This window comes from Pseudomonas sp. SDO5532_S415, from assembly GCF_054071155.1.
On the sequence record NZ_JBSVWS010000032.1, the window covers coordinates 1 to 22496 of the forward strand.

Genomic DNA, 22496 nt, shown 5'->3' on the forward strand with positions numbered 1-22496 from the left:
GAGCTTTCGTCTCAACCGAGGCGCGCATTCTACAGCAGCCTCATTTGCTGTCAAGTGGTTATTTTCAGAAGTTTTCAAGGTTTTCCTTAACAACTTCAACCACTTGCGCTTTCGATCTCTCGTCAGCGGGAGGCGAATTCTACAGCGTTACTCGCTGCTGTCAACACCTCTTTTTCAACTTCCTTTCGGCTTCGATGACCTGAAGCAACCCGCTGCCGAAAACTGCGTAACTCATTGTTTACCAAGGAGTTTTCCGTTTCGACTGCGCCGGAAGTGGGGCGAATTATAGACACCTGAGATCTGCCGTCAACCGTTAATTTCAGTTTTCTTTCAATAAGTTACGAGAGGCAGGAAATGAGCCCGCTCCACCCACACCTGGAAGGAGCAAGCCACTCTTCTATATAGGGGGAAATCCTTAGAGCACGCCGGACTCTTTGAAGTTAGCCACGGTACCGGCATCCAGCCCCAGTACCCGCTGTAGAACCTCAAACGTATGCTCCCCCAACAAAGGAGGCGCACGACGGTACTCCACCGGCGTCTCCGACAAACGTATCGGGCTCGCCACCTGCGGCACCATGCCAGCCAGCGCATGCGGCAACTCAATCGACAACCCGCGCGCCTTGACCTGAGGATCGGCAAACATCTGTGCAAGATCATTAATAGGCCCACAAGGAACCCCCGCCTGCTCCAGCTGAGCCACCCATTCAGCAGTGGTCTTGAATACAGTGGCCTGGCGGATCAGTGGAATGAGGACCGCCCTATTGGCCACCCGCAGTTTGTTGGTTGCGAAGCGCGGATCATCCGCCCACTGAGGCTGCCCGGCGACCTCCGCGAATTTGCGGAACTGCCCGTCATTACCCACGGTAAGGATGAAGTCGCCATCCGCCGTAGGAAAATCCTGATAAGGCACGATGTTCGGATGAGCATTCCCCAAGCGTTTGGGCGCATTGCCTGTCGTCAGGTAGTTCATCGCCTGGTTAGCCAGGCACGCCACCTGAACATCCCGCAACGCCATATCAATATGCTGACCGCCACCGTCATGATCACGATGCGCAAGCGCCGCCAGGATCGCGACCGTCGAGTAGAGCCCGGTCAAAATATCTGTCAGCGCCACACCCACCTTCACCGGTCCTGCCCCCTCATCGCCTTCAGGTCGCCCTGTCAGACTCATGAGGCCGCCCAACCCCTGGATCATGAAGTCATAACCCGCACGCTTGGCATAAGGACCGGTTTGACCGAATCCGGTGATCGAGCAATAGATCAGGTCCGGATTGATCGCCTTCAGCGATTCGTAGTCCAGCCCGTAAGCCGCCAGACCACCGACCTTGAAGTTCTCGATCAGGATGTCCGACTTCGCCGCCAGATCTCGCACCAACTTCTGCCCCTCTGGGCGCGTGAAGTCAATAGTCACCGATTGCTTGTTGCGATTGGCCGACAAGTAATAGGCGGCCTCGCTAGTGTTCTCGCCATAAGCGTCTTTAAGGAATGGCGGGCCCCAGGCGCGCGTGTCATCACCATTTCCCGGGCGCTCGACCTTGATCACTTCAGCGCCAAGGTCGGCAAGGATCTGCCCAGCCCACGGCCCGGCCAGCACCCGCGATAAATCCAGTACCCGTAGATGTGAAAGCGCGCCCATGCCGTTCTCCTATTAATAGAACGCCTGGATGCCGGTCTGCGCCCGACCGAGGATCAGCGCGTGGACGTCATGCGTACCCTCATAGGTATTCACCACTTCCAGGTTGACCAGATGGCGAGCGACGCCGAACTCGTCGGAGATACCGTTGCCGCCCAGCATGTCGCGGGCCATGCGCGCAATGTCCAGGGACTTGCCGCAAGAGTTGCGCTTCATCATCGAAGTGATTTCAACCGCTGCAGTACCTTCGTCCTTCATGCGCCCCAGGCGCAGGCAGCCTTGCAGCGCCATGGTGATTTCGGTCTGCATGTCGGCCAGCTTCTTCTGGATCAACTGAGTGGCAGCCAATGGGCGGCCGAACTGCTGACGATCCAGTGTGTACTGGCGAGCGGTGTGCCAGCAGAACTCGGCAGCACCCAGCGCTCCCCAGGAAATGCCGTAACGTGCCGAGTTGAGGCAAGTGAAAGGACCTTTCAAACCACGGACATCCGGGAAGATGTTCTCTTCGGGGACAAACACGTTGTCCATGACGATCTCGCCGGTGATCGATGCGCGCAGGCCGACCTTGCCGTGAATCGCCGGGGCGCTCAGGCCCTTCCAGCCTTTTTCCAGAACGAAGCCACGGATATCGCCCGCGTCGTCTTTACCCCAGACCACGAACACATCGGCGATCGGGCTGTTGGTAATCCACATCTTGCTGCCAGTCAGGCTGTAGCCGCCTTCCACTTTACGTGCACGAGTAATCATCGCGCCCGGGTCGGAACCGTGGTTAGGCTCGGTCAGGCCGAAGCAGCCGATCCACTCGCCCGAGGCCAGTTTCGGCAGGTACTTCTGTTTTTGCGCCTCGGTACCGAACTCATTGATCGGCACCATCACCAGTGAGGACTGCACACTCATCATCGAGCGATAGCCGGAGTCGATGCGCTCGACCTCACGGGCAATCAAGCCGTAGCTGACATAGTTCAGGCCGCTGCCACCGTACTGCTCCGGAATGGTCGCACCCAACAGGCCCACTTCGCCCATCTCGCGGAAAATCGCCGGGTCGGTCTTTTCATGACGGAACGCTTCGAGAATGCGCGGCGCGAGGCTCTGCTGGGCGAACTGCGCGGCGGTGTCGCGGATCATGCGCTCTTCTTCGGTGAGCTGTTGATCCAGCAGCAGGGGATCGATCCAGTTGAAGCTAGCTTTACCGGCCATGAGTGTGTCCTCTCGAAACGGGTGAAATAAACGTGGACTGATCCTAGGCCCGGTTCACCGTCTCGGCAAACGAGGATTTTGCATACTGTTGTGCTAATTTCTCACTCCGAAACGTCGCAAAACGCATTTAACGCGATGTATTAGTGAGGTTGACGTACATGCGCAGGAAGATACCCAGCACAACGGCCCTGATCAGCTTTGAGGCAGCTGCACGCCATGAGAGCTTTACCAAGGCAGCGCAGGAACTTTCGCTGACGCAAGGGGCGATTTGCCGACAGATCGCCGGCCTTGAGGAATTCCTCAGCGTAGAACTGTTCCGACGTTCGCGGCGCGGCGTGAAGCTGACAGAAGCCGGTCTTTCCTACAGCCGCAGGGTCGCCACCCAACTTGATGCAGTCGAACGGGACACCCTGTCCGTGATGGGTCAGCAAGGTGCCAATGTGATCGAACTGGCCGTAGTTCCGACGTTCGGCACCCAGTGGCTGCTGCCTCGACTCAAGGACTTCCAGCAAAAACACCCGGAAGTGACGGTCAACCTGACCAACCGCACACGCCCCTTCCTGTTTGCCGATACGGACTTTGACGCAGCGATTTACTTCGGCGACGCGGACTGGCCCGGTACGGAGTCCCACCGCTTGATGGGCGAACATCCGCTTCCCGTTTGCAGCCCCAACCTGATGGGGAAAAACACTCATCTGACCGCCGGTGAAATCGCTGAACTCCCCCTTTTGCAACAGACCACCCGCCCCTACGCCTGGCGACATTGGTTTAACTCTCAGCGACTGAATGTCCCTCGCGACATGACAGGACCGCGCTACGAGCTATTCTCCATGCTGGCCCAGGCGGCCATGCACGACATGGGCATCGCCTTGATTCCACCCTTCCTGATTCAGCGTGAATTGGCCGAGAAACGACTGGTCATTGCCAACCCCCAGGCACTCTCCAGCATCAAGGCTTATTACCTGATGATTCCTGAGCGGAAGGTCGAATCGGCGTCTTTAAGGGCATTCAGAGATTGGCTGGTCAATCAGGCGCACAGCTACAGCCTCGAAGGATAAAGGCTTACAGAGGATAGCTGACCCCGTAGTCAGCAAAATAAAAACCCTACAGATATAACTATTTGTCGCATATTCGAAGACTGTACCGAAAGCAGTACAAACGTCCCACAAGCGCCTGAACATATGGCTTTGCGCCGCTATTTCGAAGCAATGCAGGAACATTCATATGGCCTATGTGAAAATTCTCAAATTCAAGAAAAATGCTCTGAAAGGCACGCTTTACAAGGGACTGCGCTTAATCGATGCGACATTCGGTCACGGGGTGACTTGTAGTTAATTTTCCGTCACGCGTCATAATCCCTTGAAGGGCACAAAGTTCGCCTGCAAAATGCCGCGCCCCGCCCTGATTTGGCGGGGTCGTGCTGATCGGCCGCCCCAGCCGCACCATCCGTAGTGCATGGGTTTACTCAATAAGATCACGCAGGAGATTTGACGTGCACATTGGTGTTCCTCTCGAAACCCAGACCGGTGAAACACGGGTTGCTGCAACCCCTGAAACCATTAAGAAGCTGATCGGCCAGGGTCATAAGGTCACTGTACAAAGCGGCGCCGGCGTCAATGCCAGCGTTGTCGACAGTGCCTATGAAGCCGCAGGCGCAAACATTGGCAGCGCCGGTGACGCGTTTGGTGCAGAGCTGATTCTGAAGGTCGTCGCCCCCACTGACAGCGAACTTGCGCTGATAAAAAGCGGCACCATTGTGGTGGGGATGCTCAATCCGTTCAGTAACGAAACCATCGCCAAAATGGCCGAGTGCGGCATTACCGCGTTTGCGCTGGAAGCTGCGCCACGCACCTCCCGCGCCCAGAGCCTGGATGTGCTGTCTTCGCAAGCCAACATCGCCGGCTATAAAGCCGTGTTGCTGGCTGCTCACCACTATCCGCGCTTCATGCCGATGCTGATGACCGCTGCGGGCACCGTGAAAGCGGCGCGCGTGCTGATTCTCGGCGCCGGCGTCGCCGGACTGCAGGCCATCGCCACAGCGAAACGCCTGGGAGCGGTGATCGAGGCGTCCGACGTGCGCCCTGCGGTTAAAGAGCAGATCGAATCCCTCGGCGCCAAGTTCGTCGACGTACCTTACGAGACCGATGAAGAGCGCGAATGTGCCGTTGGTGTCGGCGGCTACGCACGCCCAATGCCGGCCAGTTGGATGCAACGTCAGGCTGTGGCCGTGCACGAACGCGCCAAGCAGGCTGACATTGTTATCACCACCGCGCTGATTCCAGGCCGCAAGGCGCCGACGCTATTGAGCGCGGAAACCGTGGCGCAAATGAAACCGGGCTCGGTGGTCATCGATCTGGCGGCGGCCCAAGGCGGTAACTGCCCGCTGACCGTGGCTGATCAGGTGGTCGTCGAGAATGGCGTAACCATCGTCGGCCCGACCAATCTGGCGGCCGCGGTCGCAGCCGACGCCTCGGCGCTGTATGCACGCAACCTGCTGGACTTCATGAAATTGTTGTTCGATAAAGAAGGACAACTGGTGATCAACCTTGAAGACGATATCGTCGCCGCGTGCCTGATGTGCCGCGACGGCCAGATCGTGCGCAAGAACGGCTGAGGATAAAAACAATGGAAGACATGCTGATCTCTCACGGTATCTACAACCTGATCATCTTTGTGCTGGCTATCTATGTCGGCTACCACGTGGTCTGGAACGTGACCCCTGCCCTGCACACACCACTGATGGCCGTGACCAACGCGATCTCGGCTATCGTCATCGTCGGCGCCATGCTCGCGGCCGCCCTCACCGTGACCCCACTGGGCAAGACCATGGGCACCCTCGCCGTGGCCCTGGCCGCGGTCAACGTGTTTGGTGGCTTCCTGGTAACCCGGCGCATGCTGGAAATGTTCAAGAAGAAAGCGGCGCCAGCAAAGGCTCCGGCAGCCAAGGCCGAAGCAGTCAAGGCTGAGGTGCAGCAAGCATGAGCATGAATCTGGTTACTTCCCTGTATTTGATCGCCTCAGTCTGCTTCATCCAGGCGCTCAAGGGACTCTCGCATCCCACCACGTCGCGTCGCGGCAACCTGTTCGGCATGCTCGGCATGGGCCTGGCGATCCTCACCACGGTTGGCCTGATCTACAAGCTGGGTGCCGAACTGGCCCACGACGGTATCGTCTACGTGATCGTCGGCCTGCTGATCGGTGGCACTGTCGGTACGATCATGGCCAAGCGTGTTGAAATGACCAAGATGCCCGAACTGGTCGCCTTCATGCACAGCATGATCGGCCTGGCAGCGGTGTTCATCGCCGTGGCCGCCGTGGTCGAGCCACAGTCGCTGGGCATCGTCCAGAACCTCGGCGATGCAATCCCGGCCGGTAACCGCCTGGAGTTGTTCCTCGGCGCTGCCATCGGTGCGATCACCTTCTCCGGTTCGGTCATTGCCTTCGGCAAACTGGCAGGCAAGTACAAGTTCCGCCTGTTCCAGGGCGCGCCAGTACAGTTTGGCGGTCAGCACAAGCTGAACCTGCTGCTGGGTCTGGCCACACTGGCACTGGGCGTGACTTTCATGCTCACCGGCGACTACACCGCTTTCGGCGTGATGCTGGCGCTGGCCTTCGTACTCGGCGTGCTGATCATCATCCCGATTGGCGGCGCCGACATGCCGGTCGTCGTGTCCATGCTCAACAGCTACTCCGGCTGGGCAGCAGCGGGCATCGGCTTCTCGCTGAACAACTCGATGCTGATCATCGCCGGTTCTCTGGTGGGCTCAAGCGGTGCGATTCTCTCGTACATCATGTGCAAGGCGATGAACCGTTCGTTCTTCAACGTACTGCTCGGTGGTTTCGGCAACACCGCGGACGCGGCCGGCCCTGCCGGCTCGAAAGAAGCCCGCCCGGTGAAATCCGGTTCGGCTGACGACGCGACCTTCCTGCTGACCAACGCCGACACTGTGATCATCGTTCCAGGCTACGGCCTGGCGGTAGCACGGGCGCAACATGCGCTGAAGGAACTGACCGAGAAGCTGACCCATCGCGGCGTGACCGTGAAGTATGCGATCCACCCGGTTGCCGGTCGTATGCCGGGCCACATGAACGTACTGCTGGCCGAAGCCGAAGTGCCTTACGACCAGGTGTTCGAGATGGACGACATCAACTCCGAGTTCGGTCAGGCCGACGTGGTGCTGGTGTTGGGCGCCAACGACGTGGTCAACCCGGCTGCGAAGAACGACCCGAAATCGCCGATTGCCGGCATGCCGATTCTCGAAGCGTTCAAGGCCAAGACCATCATCGTCAACAAGCGCTCGATGGCCAGCGGTTATGCCGGTCTGGACAACGAACTGTTCTACCTGGACAAAACCATGATGGTGTTCGGTGACGCGAAAAAAGTCATCGAGGACATGGTCAAGGCCGTCGAATAACCCTCGCCGGCACCACAAAACGCCCCGACTTGTCGGGGCGTTTTTTTTTGCGCAAATCGTCGGACAAACCGCCTCTTTGTTACTGATCCGGTAATGGTGTTTTGCTTGAAAGGCCCGGAATAGAGGCCTCTTTTGCGACCTTGGTAGCGGGACAGGGACCGGCGAAATTCAATAGACTGCGCTTCCTGTACCCGTTGCCCGAGATAACAATCCATGTACCGTGACCGAATTCGCCTGCCTTCGTTGTTGGATAAAGTGATGAGTGCCGCCGAGGCTGCCGCCTTGATTGAGGACGGCATGACCGTCGGCATGAGCGGCTTCACCCGCGCCGGCGAAGCCAAGGCCGTACCCCATGCACTGGCCGAGCGGGCCAAGGTCACGCCGCTGAAGATCAGCCTCATGACCGGCGCCAGCCTGGGCAACGACCTCGACAAACAGCTCACCGAAGCCGGCGTATTGTCACGACGCATGCCGTTCCAGGTGGACAGCACACTGCGCAAGGCGATCAACGCCGGGGACGTGATGTTCATCGACCAGCACCTCTCGGAAACCGTCGAGCAACTGCGCAACCAGCAATTGAAGCTGCCGGACATCGCGGTCATCGAAGCCGTCGCCATCACCGAACAAGGCCATATCGTGCCGACCACTTCCGTGGGCAACTCCGCCAGCTTCGCGATCTTCGCCAAACATGTGATTGTCGAGATCAATCTCGCGCACAACCCGAACCTCGAAGGTCTGCACGACATCTATATCCCGACCTATCGTCCGACCCGTACGCCGATTCCACTGATCAAGGTCGACGATCGCATTGGCAGCACCGCCATCCCGATTCCGCCGGAAAAGATCGTCGCGATCGTGGTCACCAACCAGTCCGACTCACCTTCCACTGTATTGCCGCCGGACGTAGACACCCAGGCCATCGCCGATCACCTGATCGACTTCTTCAAGCAGGAAGTCGACGCCGGACGCATGACCAACAAGCTCGGCCCGCTGCAGGCCGGGATCGGCACTATCGCCAACTCCGTGATGTGCGGCTTGATCGACTCGCCCTTCGAAGACCTGACGATGTACTCCGAAGTGCTGCAGGACTCGACCTTCGACCTGATCGACGCCGGCAAGTTGAGCTTTGCCTCGGGCAGCTCGATCACGCTGTCGAGCCGTCGCAACGCCGATGTGTTCGGCAATCTGGAGCGCTATAAGGACAAACTGGTGCTGCGCCCGCAGGAAATTTCCAACCACCCCGAAGTGGTCCGTCGCCTCGGCATCATTGGCATCAACACGGCGCTGGAGTTCGACATTTATGGCAACGTCAACTCCACCCACGTCTGCGGCACGCGGATGATGAACGGCATAGGCGGTTCCGGCGACTTCGCGCGCAATGCGCACCTTGCGGTGTTCGTGACCAAGTCGATCGCCAAGAGCGGCGCCATTTCCAGCGTGGTGCCGATGGTCAGCCACGTTGACCATACCGAGCATGACGTCGACATCCTCGTCACCGAAGTCGGCCTGGCCGACCTGCGTGGCCTGGCGCCCCGGGAACGCGCCCGCGTCATCATCGACAACTGCGTGCACCCCGACTACCGCCAGGCATTGAATGACTACTTCAATGCTGCTTGCGCCATCGGCGGACACACGCCACATATCCTGCGCGATGCCCTGAGTTGGCACATGAACCTGGAAGAAACCGGGCGAATGCTTGCCGTGTAATGAATACAGATAACCGCTGGCGCAAACACAGTTTCGCCAGCGTGCTATTGCCAAGTCAAAACTCGCCAAAAACTGTACTGCTGTACCGGTTATTTCCTACAAAAATACCCTACGCCACGAGACCAAATCAGCAAAATCGCACCACAACAGTGCAGATAGGTACAGTTGCCTCAATTTAGACCAGTACACCCCCTATAAACAGTTAACTGAGCTCTCACAATACAGGTGAACTGTATCTACAGAGACTAGGCAAACAGGAGGATCATGGGCACCAGTTAAACCACTACCTAATCCCGCCACAAGCGGAAGGATGAAAACCATGGAACGTACACTCAGTTCCGATCTGTTCTTCGAAAACACCGCTGCAAAAACCCAGGCTTCCATGCCTCTGCGCGTTATCGCCAACCTGATGCTGTGGCAGCGCCGCATCTCCAGCCGCCACCAACTGGCTCGCCTGGATTCGCGTCTGCTGGCTGATGCCGGGATTAGCGAAGCACAACGCTACGAAGAGCTGAGCAAGCCGTTCTGGCGCTAAGTGAGCGTCGCTGGCTCTGACCCACAGGGTCCATCGCCAGCAACCCGAATTGAACAAACAAAGCCCGTCGTGGGAAACCACGACGGGCTTTGTCGTTTTGGCGAATTAAAACAGGCGACACAGAAGATGAAACGCCGCACAGATACAGTTTAGAAAAATGCATAACTGAACCAGTACAATTTAACCCCAGTGTGTCTGTTGCCAGCCTGCGGCCGGGATCACTCTTGAATCCCACCACGACCGCAAAAGGACTGCACCATGAATCACGCTCAGGACACGTCCCTTTCCACGCCTCAATCCAATCGTCGCTTGAATTGGCTCCGCGGATTGCTCTGCAGGTTCTGTAACAGCCTGGAAAGGAGCAGAACCCGGTATTTACTGGGCCAGCTCGATGATCGGCAGCTTTCAGACCTGGGTATCAGCCACGCCGAGCGAATCAACGAATTAGACAAACCCTTTTGGCGCTGATGTCGCCCGAACAGATGGGACTGTTCGAATGGCTATGCGCAGGCCTAATATCAGAACAGAACGTGGCGAATGCGGAGTGTCTAACGTCTGACTCTCCAGACACCGCGCCATTTTTCAATTGATTTACCAAAGGAGCTACACCATGTCCCGTCTTCGCCTGCTCAGCGCTGCAGCCCTGCTTGCCGTGGCTGCCAATGCCCACGCCACCAGCTTCATCGTGACCACCGATGCCGTCGTCGGTGCACTCAAAGCCACCTCCGACGCGACCTCGGACGTCACCTCATCCTTCCGCGATGACAAGATCGTACTCGCCGCCCGTGATGACGCCGCCAGCTTCGTTGCCAGCGAAGGCAACATTCGCGGCGTAAAACTGGAAAGCGCCCTCGATCACATTCGCCATCAAGCACCACAGCTGAACGCATCCGATGCACAACTGGCGCAGGCGATCCTCGCGATCTAAGCGCCTTCCCTGACATGGGACACGCCCGACGTGTCCCCGTGTTTCGGCGCTGGCTCTAGAACGGGCATTGCGCTAGCCTTGGGACTCGCTTTCAACCGTCGAGTCTCATGCGTTTTCTTTCGAATCTGTTACTCACTTCAGCCTTTCTTGCGGCCAATTATTCGGGTACTGCCTGCGCCTTCGACGCCTTTAACCTGTCGACCCAAGGCATCGTGGCCAGCGGTTACGCCACAAGCATGGTGACCTCCGCCCCCTTCGACCATAAACTGCTGCTCGCCGCCCAGGATGACGCCGCGGCATTCATTGCCAGCGATGGCCAACTGAGAGGCGCACAACTGGAGTCGGCCCTGCGTTATCTGCGTCAGACCCAGCCAAAACTTCATGTCAGCGATCTTGAACTGGCACAGGCAATTCTCGTCCAATAGTTATCCTTAGTTCCTCCGGAGTCGTTCCATGCGTAGCCCGCTGATTGCCGCCACCCTTGGCCTGTTGTTGTTGGCCGATATGGCCCAGGCCCATACCCTGGTTGCCACCAGTAACATCCTCATCCGTGCCACCGAGCGCACACTGGATTTCACTTCCGACACCACCACGTCGATCCGCGATTCGAAAATCGTCCGTGAAGCCCACGACGACGCCGCCAGTTTCGTCGCAACCAATGGCGATATTCGCGGTGCGCACCTGGAAGCCGCCTTCGACATGCTGCGCACCCGCGTACCGGAAGCCCGTGACGCCAGTGATCAGGTACTCGCCGAAGCCATCCTCGCACTGTGAAGTTTCCAGCAGCCTGGCTGATGGCCGGGGCGCTGTTGCTATTGGGCAACAGCGCCCACGCAGGCCTTGAATTACACCTCAAGACCGAAGGCTTGAGTCCCGCACAACAGCAAGCCAGCCAGGCTTTGCTCGATGAAGCCATGCAGGCGCTACCGCCGCGCTTTATCGAGCAACTGGACCGGCGCATCGACGTCGGCTGGACCGATGACATGCCCGGCAACGCCTATGGCCAGGCATCGCTGGTGTCCGAACTCGATCTGAATCGCAAACTGCTGGCCAGCCTCACGGACGGCAGCGCCGCGACCCAAAAAACCTATCGCCCCCATGGCACTGTGCGCCGGGAAATGCTCGCCACGGTGTTGCACGAACTGACCCACATCTATGACCGTTCCCGCCTGTGGTCGCCGGCGGAACGTACCTTGATCCAACGCTGCACCCGCCAGGACAACAGCTCAGGCCTGATCGGCATTCCCGACCAATGCCGTGGCCAGTCCGGCCGCCGCTTTACCCTCAGCGACGATCCACGCCTGCTCGACCTCGCCGGCTGGCCGCAATACGTAGGCCGTCGCGGCGAGCGCGAACAGTACAACCGGCAGATCGCGCGTAGCCCGGACATCTACGAGACCAGCAGCCCCAAAGAGTTCGTCGCGGTCAACATGGAGTACTTCCTCCTCGACCCCGGCTACGCCTGTCGCCGCCCTGCCCTGTACCGCTACTACCAGGAACACTTCGGCTGGGCGCCCGCCGCCAAAGACACCTGCGGCAAAACCTACGCCTTCCTTAACGCCGGCAATGACTTTGCCAAGACGCCACTGGGTCAAGTCGACCCCGAGCGGGTGTATGCCGTCGACTACCTGCTGGCCGAAGCCAATCAGAACTGGGTCAGCCGCTGGGGTCACAGCATGTTGCGGCTGGTGATCTGTGCGCCCGGTCGCCCGCGCGGGCCGGACTGTCGGCTGGACCTGGACCAACATCTGGTGCTGTCCTACCGCGCCTTCGTCGGCGACGTGCAACTGTCGAGCTGGGATGGGCTAGTGGGTAAATACCCGTCGCGCCTGTTTGTGCTGCCGCTGGCCCAGGTGATCGATGAATACACCAAGACCGAATTGCGCAGCCTGGCTTCCGTGCCGCTGAACCTGTCGCGCAACGAGATTGATGAGGTGGTGGAACACGCCGCCGAGATGCACTGGAGCTACGACGGCAACTACTTCTTCCTCTCCAACAACTGCGCCGTAGAAGGCCTGAAATTGCTGCGCAGCGGCACCAACAATTCGAAACTGGTGGGGTTGGACAGCATCATGCCCAACGGCCTGCTCGAAGTACTCAAGGGGCGCGGCCTGGCGGACACCAGCGTGCTGGACGACCCCCGTGAAGCACTGCGCCTGGGTTACCGCTTCGACTCCTTCCGCGAACGCTACCAAGCAATGTTCGAAGTGCTGAAGAAACACTTGCCGATCAAGCAGGAAAAGGTCGAGGACTGGCTGTCATTGAAAGCCGAACAGCGCCGCCAATGGTTCGATCAGGCTGACCTGCGCACCAGCGCCGCGTTACTCCTGCTCGAACAGGCCAGCTTCCGCCAGCAATTGGTGCTGGCCCAGGACGAAGTGAAGCAACGTTACCTGGGCGCCCGGGAACTGCAACACGGCGGCATGGACAGGGCCAACAAAACCTTGCAGGAAATTCTCGCCAACAGCGGCTTCCTCAGCCGCCCGGCGGAACTGCTCGGCAGCGGCGGCTATGGCTTGCCGCAACCGAATGAATGGCAACGCCTGGAATCGGAAAGCAGCCTGCGCCAGAAACAGCTACAGGCACTGAGCGGGGATCTGGACAAGGAAGTGCGTGCGTTGCTCGAACCGGAACGCGCTGCGGAAATGGCGGCCAATGAAGCTAACGTGAAGCAGATTGGGGAGCATCTACGTAAATTGCATAAGGCTTCGGGGGGGTTGGAGTTGCCGTGATGCCTTACAACCGGATCGCCCAGATCAGCGTCCGGCCCACCGTCGCAACCACGACGATTGCGTGTTGAAGGCGTCATACAGTTGCCGGGCCGTGATAGTGCGTTGGGCTACATCGAAACTCAGGGCCTTTCGTAGCGCGGGCCAACAGTATTTCGGCAAATACCGGGGGGCTCGCAATTCACGGTCAAGATGCTCATCCCGCGCGCGGGTTGAGGGCCAACGGCGGAATGGGTGTTTGCCACCCGCCAACTCATACAACACACATGCCACGGCATAAATGTCCGAAGCAACGGACAGCGGCTTGCCGTCGAGCAATTCGGGGGCGGCATAACCTGGAGTCCAGGCCTTGAATCGGTCGCGACTCAGCTTCGGCACGCCCGGAATGATGCTTTCATCGGCTCGGCCCAGACCGAAATCAAACAGCCGAACGCCTTCTTCACTGAGCATCACGTTGCTCGGTTTTAGATCCCCGTGCAGCACACCACGGCTGTGGACATGGTCCAATGCGTCGAGCAGCGGGAGCGCGACATCGCGCAATTCTGGCCACGATATTCCAAGAGGCCTTTCGCAGAGCAGTTTATCGAGGGTCAGACCGCGCATCAGCTCCATGGTGAAGAAGGCTCGATGGCAACCTGTGTCCACTTCAAAACTGTTCAAGCGCAGCACATTCGGATGGTGCAAATGTTGGGTGAGGGCGAACTCACTGTAGAGGAAGGCGCTGGCGTCCGGGGAATCGACGAGGTCTTCACCGAGCATTTTCAGCGCGACGTAAGGCTCACGGTCACCGAACTGTTCGTGCAACAGATCCCGTGCGCGATACACCATGCCCATACCACCAGCACCGAGCAACCGCTCGATGCGGTATCGTCCAGACAGCACTTCAGGCAATTCGACGGCGGAGGCCTGGGGCGAGATGGCGTCCTGGGATGCGGTGGCAGGTTTGGCGAAAGCAAAATAGGTCAGGTCGGCGACCTCCCCTTCGCAGATCGGGAGTTTCTCAGGTGTTGGTGCGAGCTCACTCATTGGCGAATCACCACACCCGTCAGGTTATCCCGCGCCGGACCGCTCAAGGCACTATCGAACAAGCGCTCCATCACTTGCGTTGGTGTATTCAGACTCAGGGCGCTGCCCAGTGCGTTGCTGCTCAAGGCTTGATACAAACCATCACTGCACAGCAAAAACGAGTCTCCGGGATACACCATCAATTCCAGTACCTCGAGCGTCAGCTCTTCGCTTGCCCCTACTGCGCGGGTCAATGCTCCGGCATGCGGTTGAATGCTGGCCTGTCCGGCGCACATCTGCTGCTGGTCGATCAGTTGCTGCATCAGCGAATGGTCCTTGGTCAGCTGATACAAGCATTGGTCACGCCACAAATAACAGCGGCTGTCGCCAGCCCAGATACACGCCGCACGACTGCCATCCACCAGCAGCACTACCACGGTGCTGCCGACGATGCTGTCCTGATGCCCGGCCATTAGGGTCAACTCTTGGCCCAAACGACGATTGAGCCAATGCAGGCACTGACTCACACCTATGAGTCGATCATCGAAGTTTTTGTGCATCGGCAACTCCGCCAGGCTGGCAACGATCATCTGGCTGGCAATGTCGCCCCCTTGATGCCCACCCATGCCATCGGCGACCACCCAAAGCCCCTGCTGTGGACAATCAAGAAAAGCATCTTCATTGCGCCCCCTGACCTTCCCGGGGTCGGTACGCGCAGCACTACGCCAGGGGCTGATCATCGACATCAGAGTTGCGCCGGCATGCGGAACGTACGCAATACACCCATATCGAACGGATTCGGCGCACGTTGACTCGTCAGCAGATAGTTGGCGCGCAGGCCACCCAGATCGGCTTTGAGCACCAGCACATCCCGACCGATGAGGTATTCGGTCTGCATCAAGTCCAACAAACGGAACAGCGACCACGGACCGCTGTTTTTCTCGATACCGATCGGACGCTCGGTCATTCTCTCGAGTACCAGGCTGGTGCGGCCGTCTTCGGCATCATTTGGCCATTTGAATGAAGCCGCTACGATTGGCCCGTGGCGATACTCCATGGCCTTGTCTCCAAATCGGAACTCGGAACGGCTGACCGCCGGGTCGAGGGTGTACGGCTCCAGCTTGAAAAGCACGTGCGGCGCGGCGGAGTTCTCGGCGAAGAAACTCTGGCGAATAATGTGTGCTGAAGCCATCTGATCGAGGTAAATCCGAGACACGGGCAGATTTTGACCATCAATACTGCGCAAACGGTAGTTACCCGGGCCGCCGCTGACAAATGGACGCATGTAGTTGTCGAAGAAGCGGTCAACGATGCCTTGAGCCTTGAAAAACTCGCGAAAATCGCTGATCGCCACGTCGCTGGCGCTATGCGCGCTAAATGGATAACGCTTGTAGATCGCCTTGCCATAGAAGCTGTACAGCTCGCTTTGATAGCGCTGATTCAGGTACTGATAGGCGTCACCCAGCACCAGACGCCAGGCATCTTCGGCCAGCACGTTGAACCAGGCACCGACTGGTCGCGGCAAGCGACCTGAGGCCATGCGCAATTGACTCAGCGCATCACGCTGGTTAGCCATACGGGCCTTGGCCAGGTCATACGCCGCCTGATCAGGTGAGCTGGCACGAGCCAGACTCGACAATTGCAGTTGCAGCTCATTGAGCGCGTGCATTACAGGGGTCAGGTCGGCGCTCGGGCCGTTATTTTCATCCAGTAACCGGTGGAGAGGTTCAAAGCGACGTTGCAGGGCCTTTCTCGCGGTGTCCGGCAGATTACTGCCCAAGGCGCCTGATGCTTTTTTTAATGTGGCGACGGCGAGTTTTCCAACCTTGCCATTCTTCTCTGCCAATGTTTGTGCGGCTGTCGCTACGTCATCTACAGCATCGGTGACCACCGGGAAATGAGTGTTTTCACGCACCTGCACGAGCAGTTGCATCACGGGCGAGTTGGCAGATGTCAGGCCGGCCAGCTGCTCTGCCCCTTCGAGTGCGTGGTTGATGGGCTGTAAAGCAACCCTCCCCATCGCATCGCCCCATGCATTGGCGTAGTCACGGAAATAAAATTGCTCCAGCTCGACCATTAAGCGTCGCAAGTCCATGTTGCTGATGTTCGACACCTCACCCAGCACCCAGTTGTCGCGCAAAATGTCGGTGACCAGCGCAGCGCCCCGGACCGAGAAATACTGCTGATAACCCTGCTGGGTGTAAAAGCCAGGGATCGGATGATCAGTGCCAATCAATAGTGCACCCTGTGGCCCCAGATGCTGACTCAAACGGTACTCCGGGAGAATGCGAGCCTGCTCGTGGAGCATTCGGTAAACCACATTGGCCAGGGATTCGCTGCGCAAGCTCTGACGTGCCTGGGCCACTAGTGAATCATTGAGGGGGTAGCTGAATGGTAGTGCTAGTAAATGGTCAATATGGGCGTTCAAGCGGTTTTGCACTGAAGTATTGCCCGCGTATCGCACGGACCAATCCGTGGCAACCCAATCCTTAAGCCATGCCACGTCGCGGCGATCCTGGTTGCTCAGCATCAGGTATGCACGCAGGCCGTTGAGCAAAAGTTCGCGGTCTTTCATGTTGGTGCGGATCTGCCCTTCCAGCAGCGTCGCGAGCCGCGGCAGAAGTTGCGCTTCAAGCTCGCGCTCGTAGGCGCTTCTGATCACCGTATTTACCTCTACACCTTGGTACAAGCCACCCCGCTCGTGGTACGAGACATCGCGTTTGTCAGGGAACAATTGAGTTGCCGCGAAGCTGGTGTCGAGGGACTCGAGCGCCGGCAGCCATTCATCTTGTGCACTCAGGGTCGATCGCTGTTGAATCCAGGTCTGCGCCAGAGCACGAAGGTTATCCAAGCGCTCATGGTTGGCCGAGAAGCTGCAGGCCCATAAAAAACCAAACAAACTCAATGCAGTCAGCGCCCCCACATACAGCGCGCGCTGCATCCAGGAAAGACGGTTGCGCTCACGTTTGTCCAGCTCGACAAGACCGGATTCGGAAAAGATTATCCGACTGAACAAATGGTGGATAAACCGCGAATGCCCAGCATGCCGGACCGGCGCCGCCCCATATTTCAGCCCTTCACCGGCACCAGTTTGGTGATCCTGCGGTTTGCTTGAGTAAGTGGCACTGGTGAGGTAGAAACCGCGTAATTGGCCCGTGTGCGGATTACGGCTACTACTAAATGTCTTTTCGACGAATTTGCACAGCCCTTCACCAACCTGACCCAATTGATGCGGAAAATCGAGAATGCGGCCTCGACGCAGAGGGTCGCGCTCTTGATGCATGCGCATGATCACCTGACTGTTGAGGCGCTGTAGCAATGCTTCGAATTCGATGCGTACCGCGGTAGCGACAGACGCCAGCGATGCTTCACTCAGACTGGCGCCCAGCACCTGCTCCTTTTCCTCCCGGGTCAGTTGATCGAAGAACTCGTGAAAACCCGGCTGATCATCCGTTTTACTTAACACCAAGTAGATCGGAAGGTCGACGTGCAGCCTTTGCTGTATCTCTTGCAAACGTGAACGCACGTGGTTCGCCAAAGCCTCCAAACTCTCATGGTCATGGCTGAACAAGGTTTGCACCGGGAGCATCACCATCACACCATTGAGCGGTCTGCTGCGACATCGTTTATGCAAAAGGCAGAGTAAAGAGCTCCAGCCACTGGCGTCGACTTCGACGTTTGACTGAGTCAGGTAGCGGCCGGCCGTCTCGAGCAGCACACCGTTCTCAGTGAAGTACCAATCGCAATACTCTGTACTGGGCAAATCGCGAGTCAGCGTACGGTCGAACGAATTGAGCGGAAACTCCAGGCCTGAACGCTCCAGTAAACTGGTTTTGCCACTGCTCTGAGGACCGATCAGCAAGTACCACGGCAATTCACGACGCCCGCGATAGAGGCTAGAAGTCCTGAGGGTGTGAAGGGCATTTTTAAAGCGCACCTTCAGTTCTGTGAGTTCCTGATTGATCTGTTGATGACGGAACAGACTTGCCCGACCGTCTTCGGAGCTTTCCAGGATCTGCTTGCGTACACCGGCGCGCCAATTGACGAAAACCATGGTCAGGCCCCAGACCAGAAACAACACGCTGATGCTCAGCAGTCGCGAGGTGGGACTTTCCCAGAACCTGTAATCATCCACCGCCAACAGCGGTCCGATGCGCCACACCAGCAGTGCGACAAACAACACCAACAACAGGCTCCAGATCCACGTCTTTTTCAGGAAAGGGCTGGTTCTTCTGAAGAGCTTGATCATCACCTGCGCCCCTTCAATTGGTGCGACTGCGATTGAACCGCTGCTTGCTCAATTTGCTGGAATGGCTTTAAAACCAAAGCGCGCTGCTCACCCAATACCCAGGCAAACCCTGAGTACATAACGATCAGGCACACCCCGGTAATCAGCGTCACCATCCACCAGGGCACAATCTGCACCAGACCGCGCCGCGGGCCTTCACCAACACCCTTGCAGTGCTGTGAAAGTTCACGCGGAACATCTACGTGCAACTGGTGAATCTGTCGATAGAGTGCATCACGGAGATTTTCCAGCTCCTGATGGCCTCGCGACTGAACTCGGTATTTGCCCTCGAATCCAAGCGCCAGGCACAGATACATCAGCTCCAGCATCGGTAGGTGCTTCACCGGGTTTTTTGATAGACGATCAAGGAGCTGGAAGAATCTTTCACCCCCTGACGTCTCATTGTGAAATGTGCTCAAAAGGCTCATTTTCGACCACTCGCCTTCTTTACCCCACGCAGAGGTCGCCACGGCCTCGTCAACAACTGTGCACAGTATGTAACGTGCGGTTGATACCCGGCCGCTTTCGACACCCTTGTGTAGCGCGTTATCAACAAAATCTACCAACGCGGTACTCAACCGCTGGTTAAGGGTTGGCAAGTCTTCACCGGCGCCGGTCTGTTTGAGCCGCACCACTTCCGATAGCAGGCCGGATGCCGCCGCCACCAACGCGTTGAGACTGATGCTGAAAGTATGTGCCGGCCGCTGTCGAGCGGCGTAAATCATGCGCGCCTCCAACTGCTCGAAACGCGGTGGTGCGGTAGAGTCAGTCAGGTTTACCTGCGCCGGTCCATGACCCAAACGATCGAGCAGCACGGTTTTGTCGTCCTGATGATGTTCCATGTCCTTGATCATGTTGCTCAGTTCCTGATGGCCCAGAATTTCAATTCGAGCTCGGCGAATTCACCGGAGACATGGAACGCAAAGCCGCCAGAGCGTTCGAGTTGTGTCTGGTATTCGGAACTGAGTTCGAGGATGAAATAGGTTTTGTTGGCGTGGAACGCGATCTGTCGCGGGGCTACCGGTAATGGCCTGACTCTGATACCCGGCAAATGAAGATTGACCAGTTGACGGATGCTCTCCACCGGACCGACCTTGAGGTGCGCCGGCAATCGATGACGCAGTTCTTCGCCATCGCATTGAGCACTGGCGGCGAGTACGAACGAGGCCGAGCCCAGTAATTTATGGTCGTGCAACGGCGAAACAATGATTCCGTACTGACGCGCCTGCATCGGCAACTCGACGGCATGCTGTTCCAGCACCATCGATAGAACCTGACGAATAGCCTCCATGAGTTTACGGAAGCTTGTGCCCTGGTCACTGTGCTCATAGCGACTGTCCAGTCCAGGGCGCTTGCTTTCGCTGGAGAAAGTAGCCAGTTCGCCCAGCAGGGTCAGCAGTATGCAGTACAGCTCTTGAGGATGAAGCTGCTCCCTGGTGAGGTAATGACGCAACAGTGGTTCGGTACGGTTGATCAATTGCAGCATCATGAAATCGCCCACTTCCGCGCCCCCCACCTTGCCATTGGAGCGAATCCGCTCGGCAATGGCGTCCCCCCGATGGCCGAGCATGCTGATGACCTCTTTCAGACAAGAGAGCAGATAGCTGGACGAGTGCACCTGCAGGTACGTCGCCACGAAATCCGGATCTAGGGTGATCACACCATCGGGAGTGGTGCCGAGTACTTGGCAGACTTTCAGCTTCACAAAAGCCTGATCGTTTTGCTGTTCGCCTAGCATTAAGCGCAAGTCCGGACGGGCGCAACTCACCGTGCTGGTGCAACCGTCTCCCGCATTGGAGTCGGCGATCTCAATTTCATAGGCGATGTAACGCGCCAGTACGTCGCTTTGCTCCGGACGGCGTGATTCGACATGGTTGCCGGTCACTAGCGGCAACGCCAGATAGATGGGTGAATTGACGGTGTTGGCAGGTATGTCCAGGATGAGGGGTCTGGTGCTGCCTCCCACTTCGAAGAGACTGCCATCCGGCAGGATCCCCGAGGCACAGTTGAGAACCACTTTCCCCATCTTGAGAAACTGCAGATCGATTTCCAGGTTCAGGAGACCCGAGATGTAACTGCCTACAAGCTGTGTTCGGGCTTTCAACTGATGGTCGTGGTAGCGATCGCTGTGCTGCAAGTGCTGCGGACGCAGCAACATGCCTTCTTGCCACAAGACTTTATGGGTATGCATGTTCAATCACCTGCCTTGGCAAGAGTTTCATTGCTGCTGCGAATCCCTGCATGGTCGAGCTTGAGGTCCGAGTTGGTAATTCCCCCAGACGTGAGTGGCACGGTGAAGCGCCACCTGGTTTCAGGTAGGTCACGGTAAGCAGCGAGGATGCCGACGAAGCGACTCTCCCCTTGCACGCTGAGCTTGAGTTCTACAGTTTCCCCGGGGCGTAGCTGTAGCTCTTCACTGGTCACAAGATCCGGTATCAGGGATGACGCCGCGCGCTCGTAAAGGCTGAAGAAGTCGGCGTTCTCGAACGCAACCGGGTGCTTCAGCTCGAGCAAGCGCACGACAATCGGAGATGGACGCCCATGGAGATCCGGATTCAGTTGATCACTGGCGGTCAGCTTCAGATTGAGTTTGGTCATACCGGAATACGGCGATAACACCGAGCAACCAGCCAGCAACAGCAGCGCTGCGAGACCGGTCAGCGCATTGATTGAAACAGTCCAACGGCGCGACATGTGTGTCATCCCTGGAGGTCAGAATGGAGAGTGGAGATCAGGCGAATCTGCTCTTCATAGGCCAGTGCAAAGTCTCTCGTCAGCAAGCGCTCGCTCCAGTCGTCATCCTGTAGCAGGGCCTGGTGGTAACGGCCATAGGCTTTCCAACGGCTACCGGAAGTGGCGATCAGTGACTTGTTATCGCGCTCGAAACGCAAGGTCAGCTGTTGTGGTGAGAGATGCTCCAGAGTCCCTCGAAGCGCTGCGCGACTGCCGGCCAGCAACGCCACTTGGTGCGCCTGTAGATCACGGAAAACACGAGAGATCGCTTGCTCTGCTGATAATTGGCCTGGTTTATTGGCCAACAGCATCCCCAGCGCCTCACCTGCACCAACGCCGATCTTCAGCGGGTTTGTGGGTGACCCTTGCAGGGTCGTCTGGGCAAGCCGCAACTCGTTTTTCAGCTCGCTACGGGTGCGCAGGCTTTGCTGTAAGCCGCAGACGCTTTGCTTGAGCAATCGGGCGGCATCGAGCGCTACTGCTTCGCGGGCGACAGGGTCGAGGCCCTTGAGATCCACTCCCAGTGCGGCGCCGAAGCGCTCCCAGAAATCCTCACGCTGAGGCTCGGTCACATTCAGCCTGACTGATGCGGGTTCTGACGGAGTTTCAACCAGCTGCGGTACCGTCAGATTTTCAATGTCGATGCGTGCATAGTCGGCGCGTTGCATGGGTGCTTGAAACGGCGCTTCGAAGTCCTTCAGTTCATCGAGTTCGTAGCAAGAACGCTCCATCTGATCAATGCCCCTCAACGGATCGAACTCAAGGAACACATCGTCAGGAATGATGTTGCCTGTCCTGGAAGGACGGCAGGCTTCGGCGCCTGAGAATGCAGAGTCATGACTCAGTCGCGCGTGGATCTCGAAGTCGCCCAACGCATAAATACTGCCGGTCTCGATACGAATCGCTTCCCCCTTCATTAGTGGGGTACCACTGACTTGGTCCTGGATACCGTTGCTGCTGATATCGGTCAGGTAAAACACGCCCTCGTGATAGCTGATCATTGCGTGGTGGCTGGAAAGGTGACGTTTGCGGTCGGGAATAACCCAGTCGCAATCCTCGCCCCGACCGATCAATCCACCAGACTGTGTGAAAGTTTTCTGGCACAAATCGGTCGGCACGAACTGTTTGTTGTTCAGCATTTCTAAAACCAGTTCCAAGGTGGTGCTCCCTGTATTTACTTGCCGCGATTGACTGCCTGTGGATCACCCAAGGGGCGATAGGTGTTGTCGTTGTACTTGTAATTACCGCCACAGCCGCCAACACCGAATAAAACGACGAGCGCCAGCAAAGCGGCCTGCCAGTGACGAACAGGCATGCGAGGTCTCC

The 22496-nt window shown here is 57.7% G+C and carries 21 protein-coding genes and 1 pseudogene; 12 read left to right on the forward strand and 10 right to left on the reverse strand.

Annotated elements, in window-relative coordinates:
- Window positions 1–203, forward strand: a pseudogene (locus ACW9HW_RS10850) (hypothetical protein); the annotation flags it as partial.
- A gap of 212 nt (window positions 204–415) precedes the next feature.
- Here ACW9HW_RS10850 and ACW9HW_RS10855 read toward each other — a convergent pair.
- The gene (locus ACW9HW_RS10855) at window positions 416–1636 is read right to left on the reverse strand and encodes a CaiB/BaiF CoA transferase family protein (RefSeq protein WP_457399817.1); all 1221 of its coding nucleotides are present in this window, start codon (window positions 1634–1636) and stop codon (window positions 416–418) included.
- 12 nt (window positions 1637–1648) lie between these two features.
- On the reverse strand, window positions 1649–2830 hold the full coding sequence (locus tag ACW9HW_RS10860; protein ID WP_077047085.1) for an acyl-CoA dehydrogenase: 1182 nt from the start codon (window positions 2828–2830) through the stop codon (window positions 1649–1651).
- A gap of 158 nt (window positions 2831–2988) precedes the next feature.
- Here ACW9HW_RS10860 and ACW9HW_RS10865 point away from each other — a divergent pair, with 158 nt between their 5' ends.
- The 11 genes from ACW9HW_RS10865 to ACW9HW_RS10915 all read left to right on the forward strand — a co-directional run bounded on the left by ACW9HW_RS10865 (window position 2989) and on the right by ACW9HW_RS10915 (window position 13147).
- Window positions 2989–3888 (forward strand): LysR family transcriptional regulator, encoded by a 900-nt coding sequence (locus ACW9HW_RS10865; RefSeq protein WP_457399819.1) that lies wholly within the window; start codon window positions 2989–2991, stop codon window positions 3886–3888.
- 434 nt (window positions 3889–4322) lie between these two features.
- The gene (locus tag ACW9HW_RS10870; RefSeq protein WP_457399820.1) at window positions 4323–5444 is read left to right on the forward strand and encodes a Re/Si-specific NAD(P)(+) transhydrogenase subunit alpha; all 1122 of its coding nucleotides are present in this window, start codon (window positions 4323–4325) and stop codon (window positions 5442–5444) included.
- Window positions 5445–5455: 11 nt separating this feature from the next.
- Window positions 5456–5812 (forward strand): NAD(P) transhydrogenase subunit alpha, encoded by a 357-nt coding sequence (locus ACW9HW_RS10875; protein ID WP_007992881.1) that lies wholly within the window; start codon window positions 5456–5458, stop codon window positions 5810–5812.
- On the forward strand, window positions 5809–7245 hold the full coding sequence (locus ACW9HW_RS10880; RefSeq protein WP_095194641.1) for an NAD(P)(+) transhydrogenase (Re/Si-specific) subunit beta: 1437 nt from the start codon (window positions 5809–5811) through the stop codon (window positions 7243–7245). The genes ACW9HW_RS10875 and ACW9HW_RS10880 overlap by 4 nt, the downstream gene beginning before the upstream one ends.
- A 213-nt stretch (window positions 7246–7458) precedes the next feature.
- Window positions 7459–8952, forward strand: a complete 1494-nt coding sequence (locus tag ACW9HW_RS10885) for an acetyl-CoA hydrolase/transferase family protein (protein ID WP_457399822.1) — start codon at window positions 7459–7461, stop codon at window positions 8950–8952.
- Between the two features lie 319 nt (window positions 8953–9271).
- Window positions 9272–9487 (forward strand): DUF1127 domain-containing protein, encoded by a 216-nt coding sequence (locus tag ACW9HW_RS10890; protein ID WP_028619839.1) that lies wholly within the window; start codon window positions 9272–9274, stop codon window positions 9485–9487.
- A 258-nt stretch (window positions 9488–9745) separates the two neighbouring features.
- Window positions 9746–9955, forward strand: coding sequence for a DUF1127 domain-containing protein (locus ACW9HW_RS10895; protein ID WP_095194639.1), 210 nt, complete (start codon window positions 9746–9748; stop codon window positions 9953–9955).
- 142 nt (window positions 9956–10097) lie between these two features.
- Window positions 10098–10415 (forward strand): DUF2388 domain-containing protein, encoded by a 318-nt coding sequence (locus ACW9HW_RS10900; RefSeq protein ID WP_095194638.1) that lies wholly within the window; start codon window positions 10098–10100, stop codon window positions 10413–10415.
- Between the two features lie 107 nt (window positions 10416–10522).
- The gene (locus tag ACW9HW_RS10905; RefSeq protein ID WP_095194637.1) at window positions 10523–10840 is read left to right on the forward strand and encodes a DUF2388 domain-containing protein; all 318 of its coding nucleotides are present in this window, start codon (window positions 10523–10525) and stop codon (window positions 10838–10840) included.
- Between the two features lie 28 nt (window positions 10841–10868).
- Entirely contained in the window at window positions 10869–11189 is a 321-nt protein-coding gene (locus tag ACW9HW_RS10910; RefSeq protein WP_095194636.1) for a DUF2388 domain-containing protein, read from the forward strand.
- Window positions 11186–13147, forward strand: coding sequence for a DUF7844 domain-containing protein (locus tag ACW9HW_RS10915; protein WP_095194635.1), 1962 nt, complete (start codon window positions 11186–11188; stop codon window positions 13145–13147). Before ACW9HW_RS10910 ends, ACW9HW_RS10915 begins: the two co-directional genes overlap by 4 nt.
- Window positions 13148–13171: 24 nt before the next feature.
- On the opposite strand, the gene ACW9HW_RS10920 is transcribed toward ACW9HW_RS10915, so the two are convergent.
- Genes ACW9HW_RS10920 through ACW9HW_RS10955 form a run of 8 tightly spaced genes read right to left on the reverse strand, consistent with a single transcriptional unit; the run spans window position 13172 to window position 22485 of the window.
- Window positions 13172–14170, reverse strand: a complete 999-nt coding sequence (locus tag ACW9HW_RS10920) for a serine/threonine-protein kinase (protein ID WP_095194634.1) — start codon at window positions 14168–14170, stop codon at window positions 13172–13174.
- A complete protein-coding gene (locus ACW9HW_RS10925; protein WP_095194633.1) occupies window positions 14167–14895 on the reverse strand; it encodes a PP2C family protein-serine/threonine phosphatase in 729 nt (242 codons plus the stop codon). The genes ACW9HW_RS10920 and ACW9HW_RS10925 overlap by 4 nt, the downstream gene beginning before the upstream one ends.
- Window positions 14895–18398: a type VI secretion system membrane subunit TssM gene (gene tssM / locus ACW9HW_RS10930; RefSeq protein ID WP_457399825.1), complete on the reverse strand. Its 3504-nt coding sequence runs from the start codon at window positions 18396–18398 to the stop codon at window positions 14895–14897. The genes ACW9HW_RS10925 and tssM overlap by 1 nt, the downstream gene beginning before the upstream one ends.
- Window positions 18398–19291 (reverse strand): type IVB secretion system protein IcmH/DotU, encoded by an 894-nt coding sequence (icmH, locus tag ACW9HW_RS10935; RefSeq protein WP_457399827.1) that lies wholly within the window; start codon window positions 19289–19291, stop codon window positions 18398–18400. The genes tssM and icmH overlap by 1 nt, the downstream gene beginning before the upstream one ends.
- A 5-nt stretch (window positions 19292–19296) precedes the next feature.
- Window positions 19297–20628 (reverse strand): type VI secretion system baseplate subunit TssK, encoded by a 1332-nt coding sequence (gene tssK, locus ACW9HW_RS10940; protein WP_457399829.1) that lies wholly within the window; start codon window positions 20626–20628, stop codon window positions 19297–19299.
- A gap of 2 nt (window positions 20629–20630) precedes the next feature.
- Window positions 20631–21131 carry a type VI secretion system lipoprotein TssJ gene (gene tssJ, locus ACW9HW_RS10945; RefSeq protein ID WP_457399832.1) on the reverse strand — a complete coding sequence of 167 codons (501 nt, stop codon included), beginning with the start codon at window positions 21129–21131 and terminating at the stop codon, window positions 20631–20633.
- A gap of 5 nt (window positions 21132–21136) precedes the next feature.
- Window positions 21137–22327, reverse strand: a complete 1191-nt coding sequence (tagH, locus tag ACW9HW_RS10950) for a type VI secretion system-associated FHA domain protein TagH (RefSeq protein ID WP_457399834.1) — start codon at window positions 22325–22327, stop codon at window positions 21137–21139.
- A 17-nt stretch (window positions 22328–22344) separates the two neighbouring features.
- On the reverse strand, window positions 22345–22485 hold the full coding sequence (locus ACW9HW_RS10955; RefSeq protein WP_095194627.1) for a type VI secretion protein: 141 nt from the start codon (window positions 22483–22485) through the stop codon (window positions 22345–22347).
- Window positions 22486–22496 lie beyond the last annotated feature (11 nt).

Excerpts from the sequence above, each read along its gene's own strand:
- ACW9HW_RS10855 (WP_457399817.1), bottom strand. The coding sequence starts at position 1,636 with ATGGGCGCGCTTTCACATCTACGGGTACTGGATTTATCGCGGGTGCTG.
- ACW9HW_RS10860 (WP_077047085.1), bottom strand. The coding sequence starts at position 2,830 with ATGGCCGGTAAAGCTAGCTTCAACTGGATCGATCCCCTGCTGCTGGAT.
- ACW9HW_RS10865 (WP_457399819.1), top strand. The coding sequence starts at position 2,989 with ATGCGCAGGAAGATACCCAGCACAACGGCCCTGATCAGCTTTGAGGCA.
- ACW9HW_RS10875 (WP_007992881.1), top strand. The coding sequence starts at position 5,456 with ATGGAAGACATGCTGATCTCTCACGGTATCTACAACCTGATCATCTTT.
- ACW9HW_RS10880 (WP_095194641.1), top strand. The coding sequence starts at position 5,809 with ATGAGCATGAATCTGGTTACTTCCCTGTATTTGATCGCCTCAGTCTGC.
- ACW9HW_RS10885 (WP_457399822.1), top strand. The coding sequence starts at position 7,459 with ATGTACCGTGACCGAATTCGCCTGCCTTCGTTGTTGGATAAAGTGATG.
- ACW9HW_RS10890 (WP_028619839.1), top strand. The coding sequence starts at position 9,272 with ATGGAACGTACACTCAGTTCCGATCTGTTCTTCGAAAACACCGCTGCA.
- ACW9HW_RS10895 (WP_095194639.1), top strand. The coding sequence starts at position 9,746 with ATGAATCACGCTCAGGACACGTCCCTTTCCACGCCTCAATCCAATCGT.
- ACW9HW_RS10900 (WP_095194638.1), top strand. The coding sequence starts at position 10,098 with ATGTCCCGTCTTCGCCTGCTCAGCGCTGCAGCCCTGCTTGCCGTGGCT.
- ACW9HW_RS10905 (WP_095194637.1), top strand. The coding sequence starts at position 10,523 with ATGCGTTTTCTTTCGAATCTGTTACTCACTTCAGCCTTTCTTGCGGCC.
- ACW9HW_RS10910 (WP_095194636.1), top strand. The coding sequence starts at position 10,869 with ATGCGTAGCCCGCTGATTGCCGCCACCCTTGGCCTGTTGTTGTTGGCC.
- ACW9HW_RS10920 (WP_095194634.1), bottom strand. The coding sequence starts at position 14,170 with ATGAGTGAGCTCGCACCAACACCTGAGAAACTCCCGATCTGCGAAGGG.
- ACW9HW_RS10925 (WP_095194633.1), bottom strand. The coding sequence starts at position 14,895 with ATGTCGATGATCAGCCCCTGGCGTAGTGCTGCGCGTACCGACCCCGGG.
- tssM (WP_457399825.1), bottom strand. The coding sequence starts at position 18,398 with ATGATCAAGCTCTTCAGAAGAACCAGCCCTTTCCTGAAAAAGACGTGG.
- icmH (WP_457399827.1), bottom strand. The coding sequence starts at position 19,291 with ATGATCAAGGACATGGAACATCATCAGGACGACAAAACCGTGCTGCTC.
- tssK (WP_457399829.1), bottom strand. The coding sequence starts at position 20,628 with ATGCATACCCATAAAGTCTTGTGGCAAGAAGGCATGTTGCTGCGTCCG.
- tssJ (WP_457399832.1), bottom strand. The coding sequence starts at position 21,131 with ATGTCGCGCCGTTGGACTGTTTCAATCAATGCGCTGACCGGTCTCGCA.
- ACW9HW_RS10955 (WP_095194627.1), bottom strand. The coding sequence starts at position 22,485 with ATGCCTGTTCGTCACTGGCAGGCCGCTTTGCTGGCGCTCGTCGTTTTA.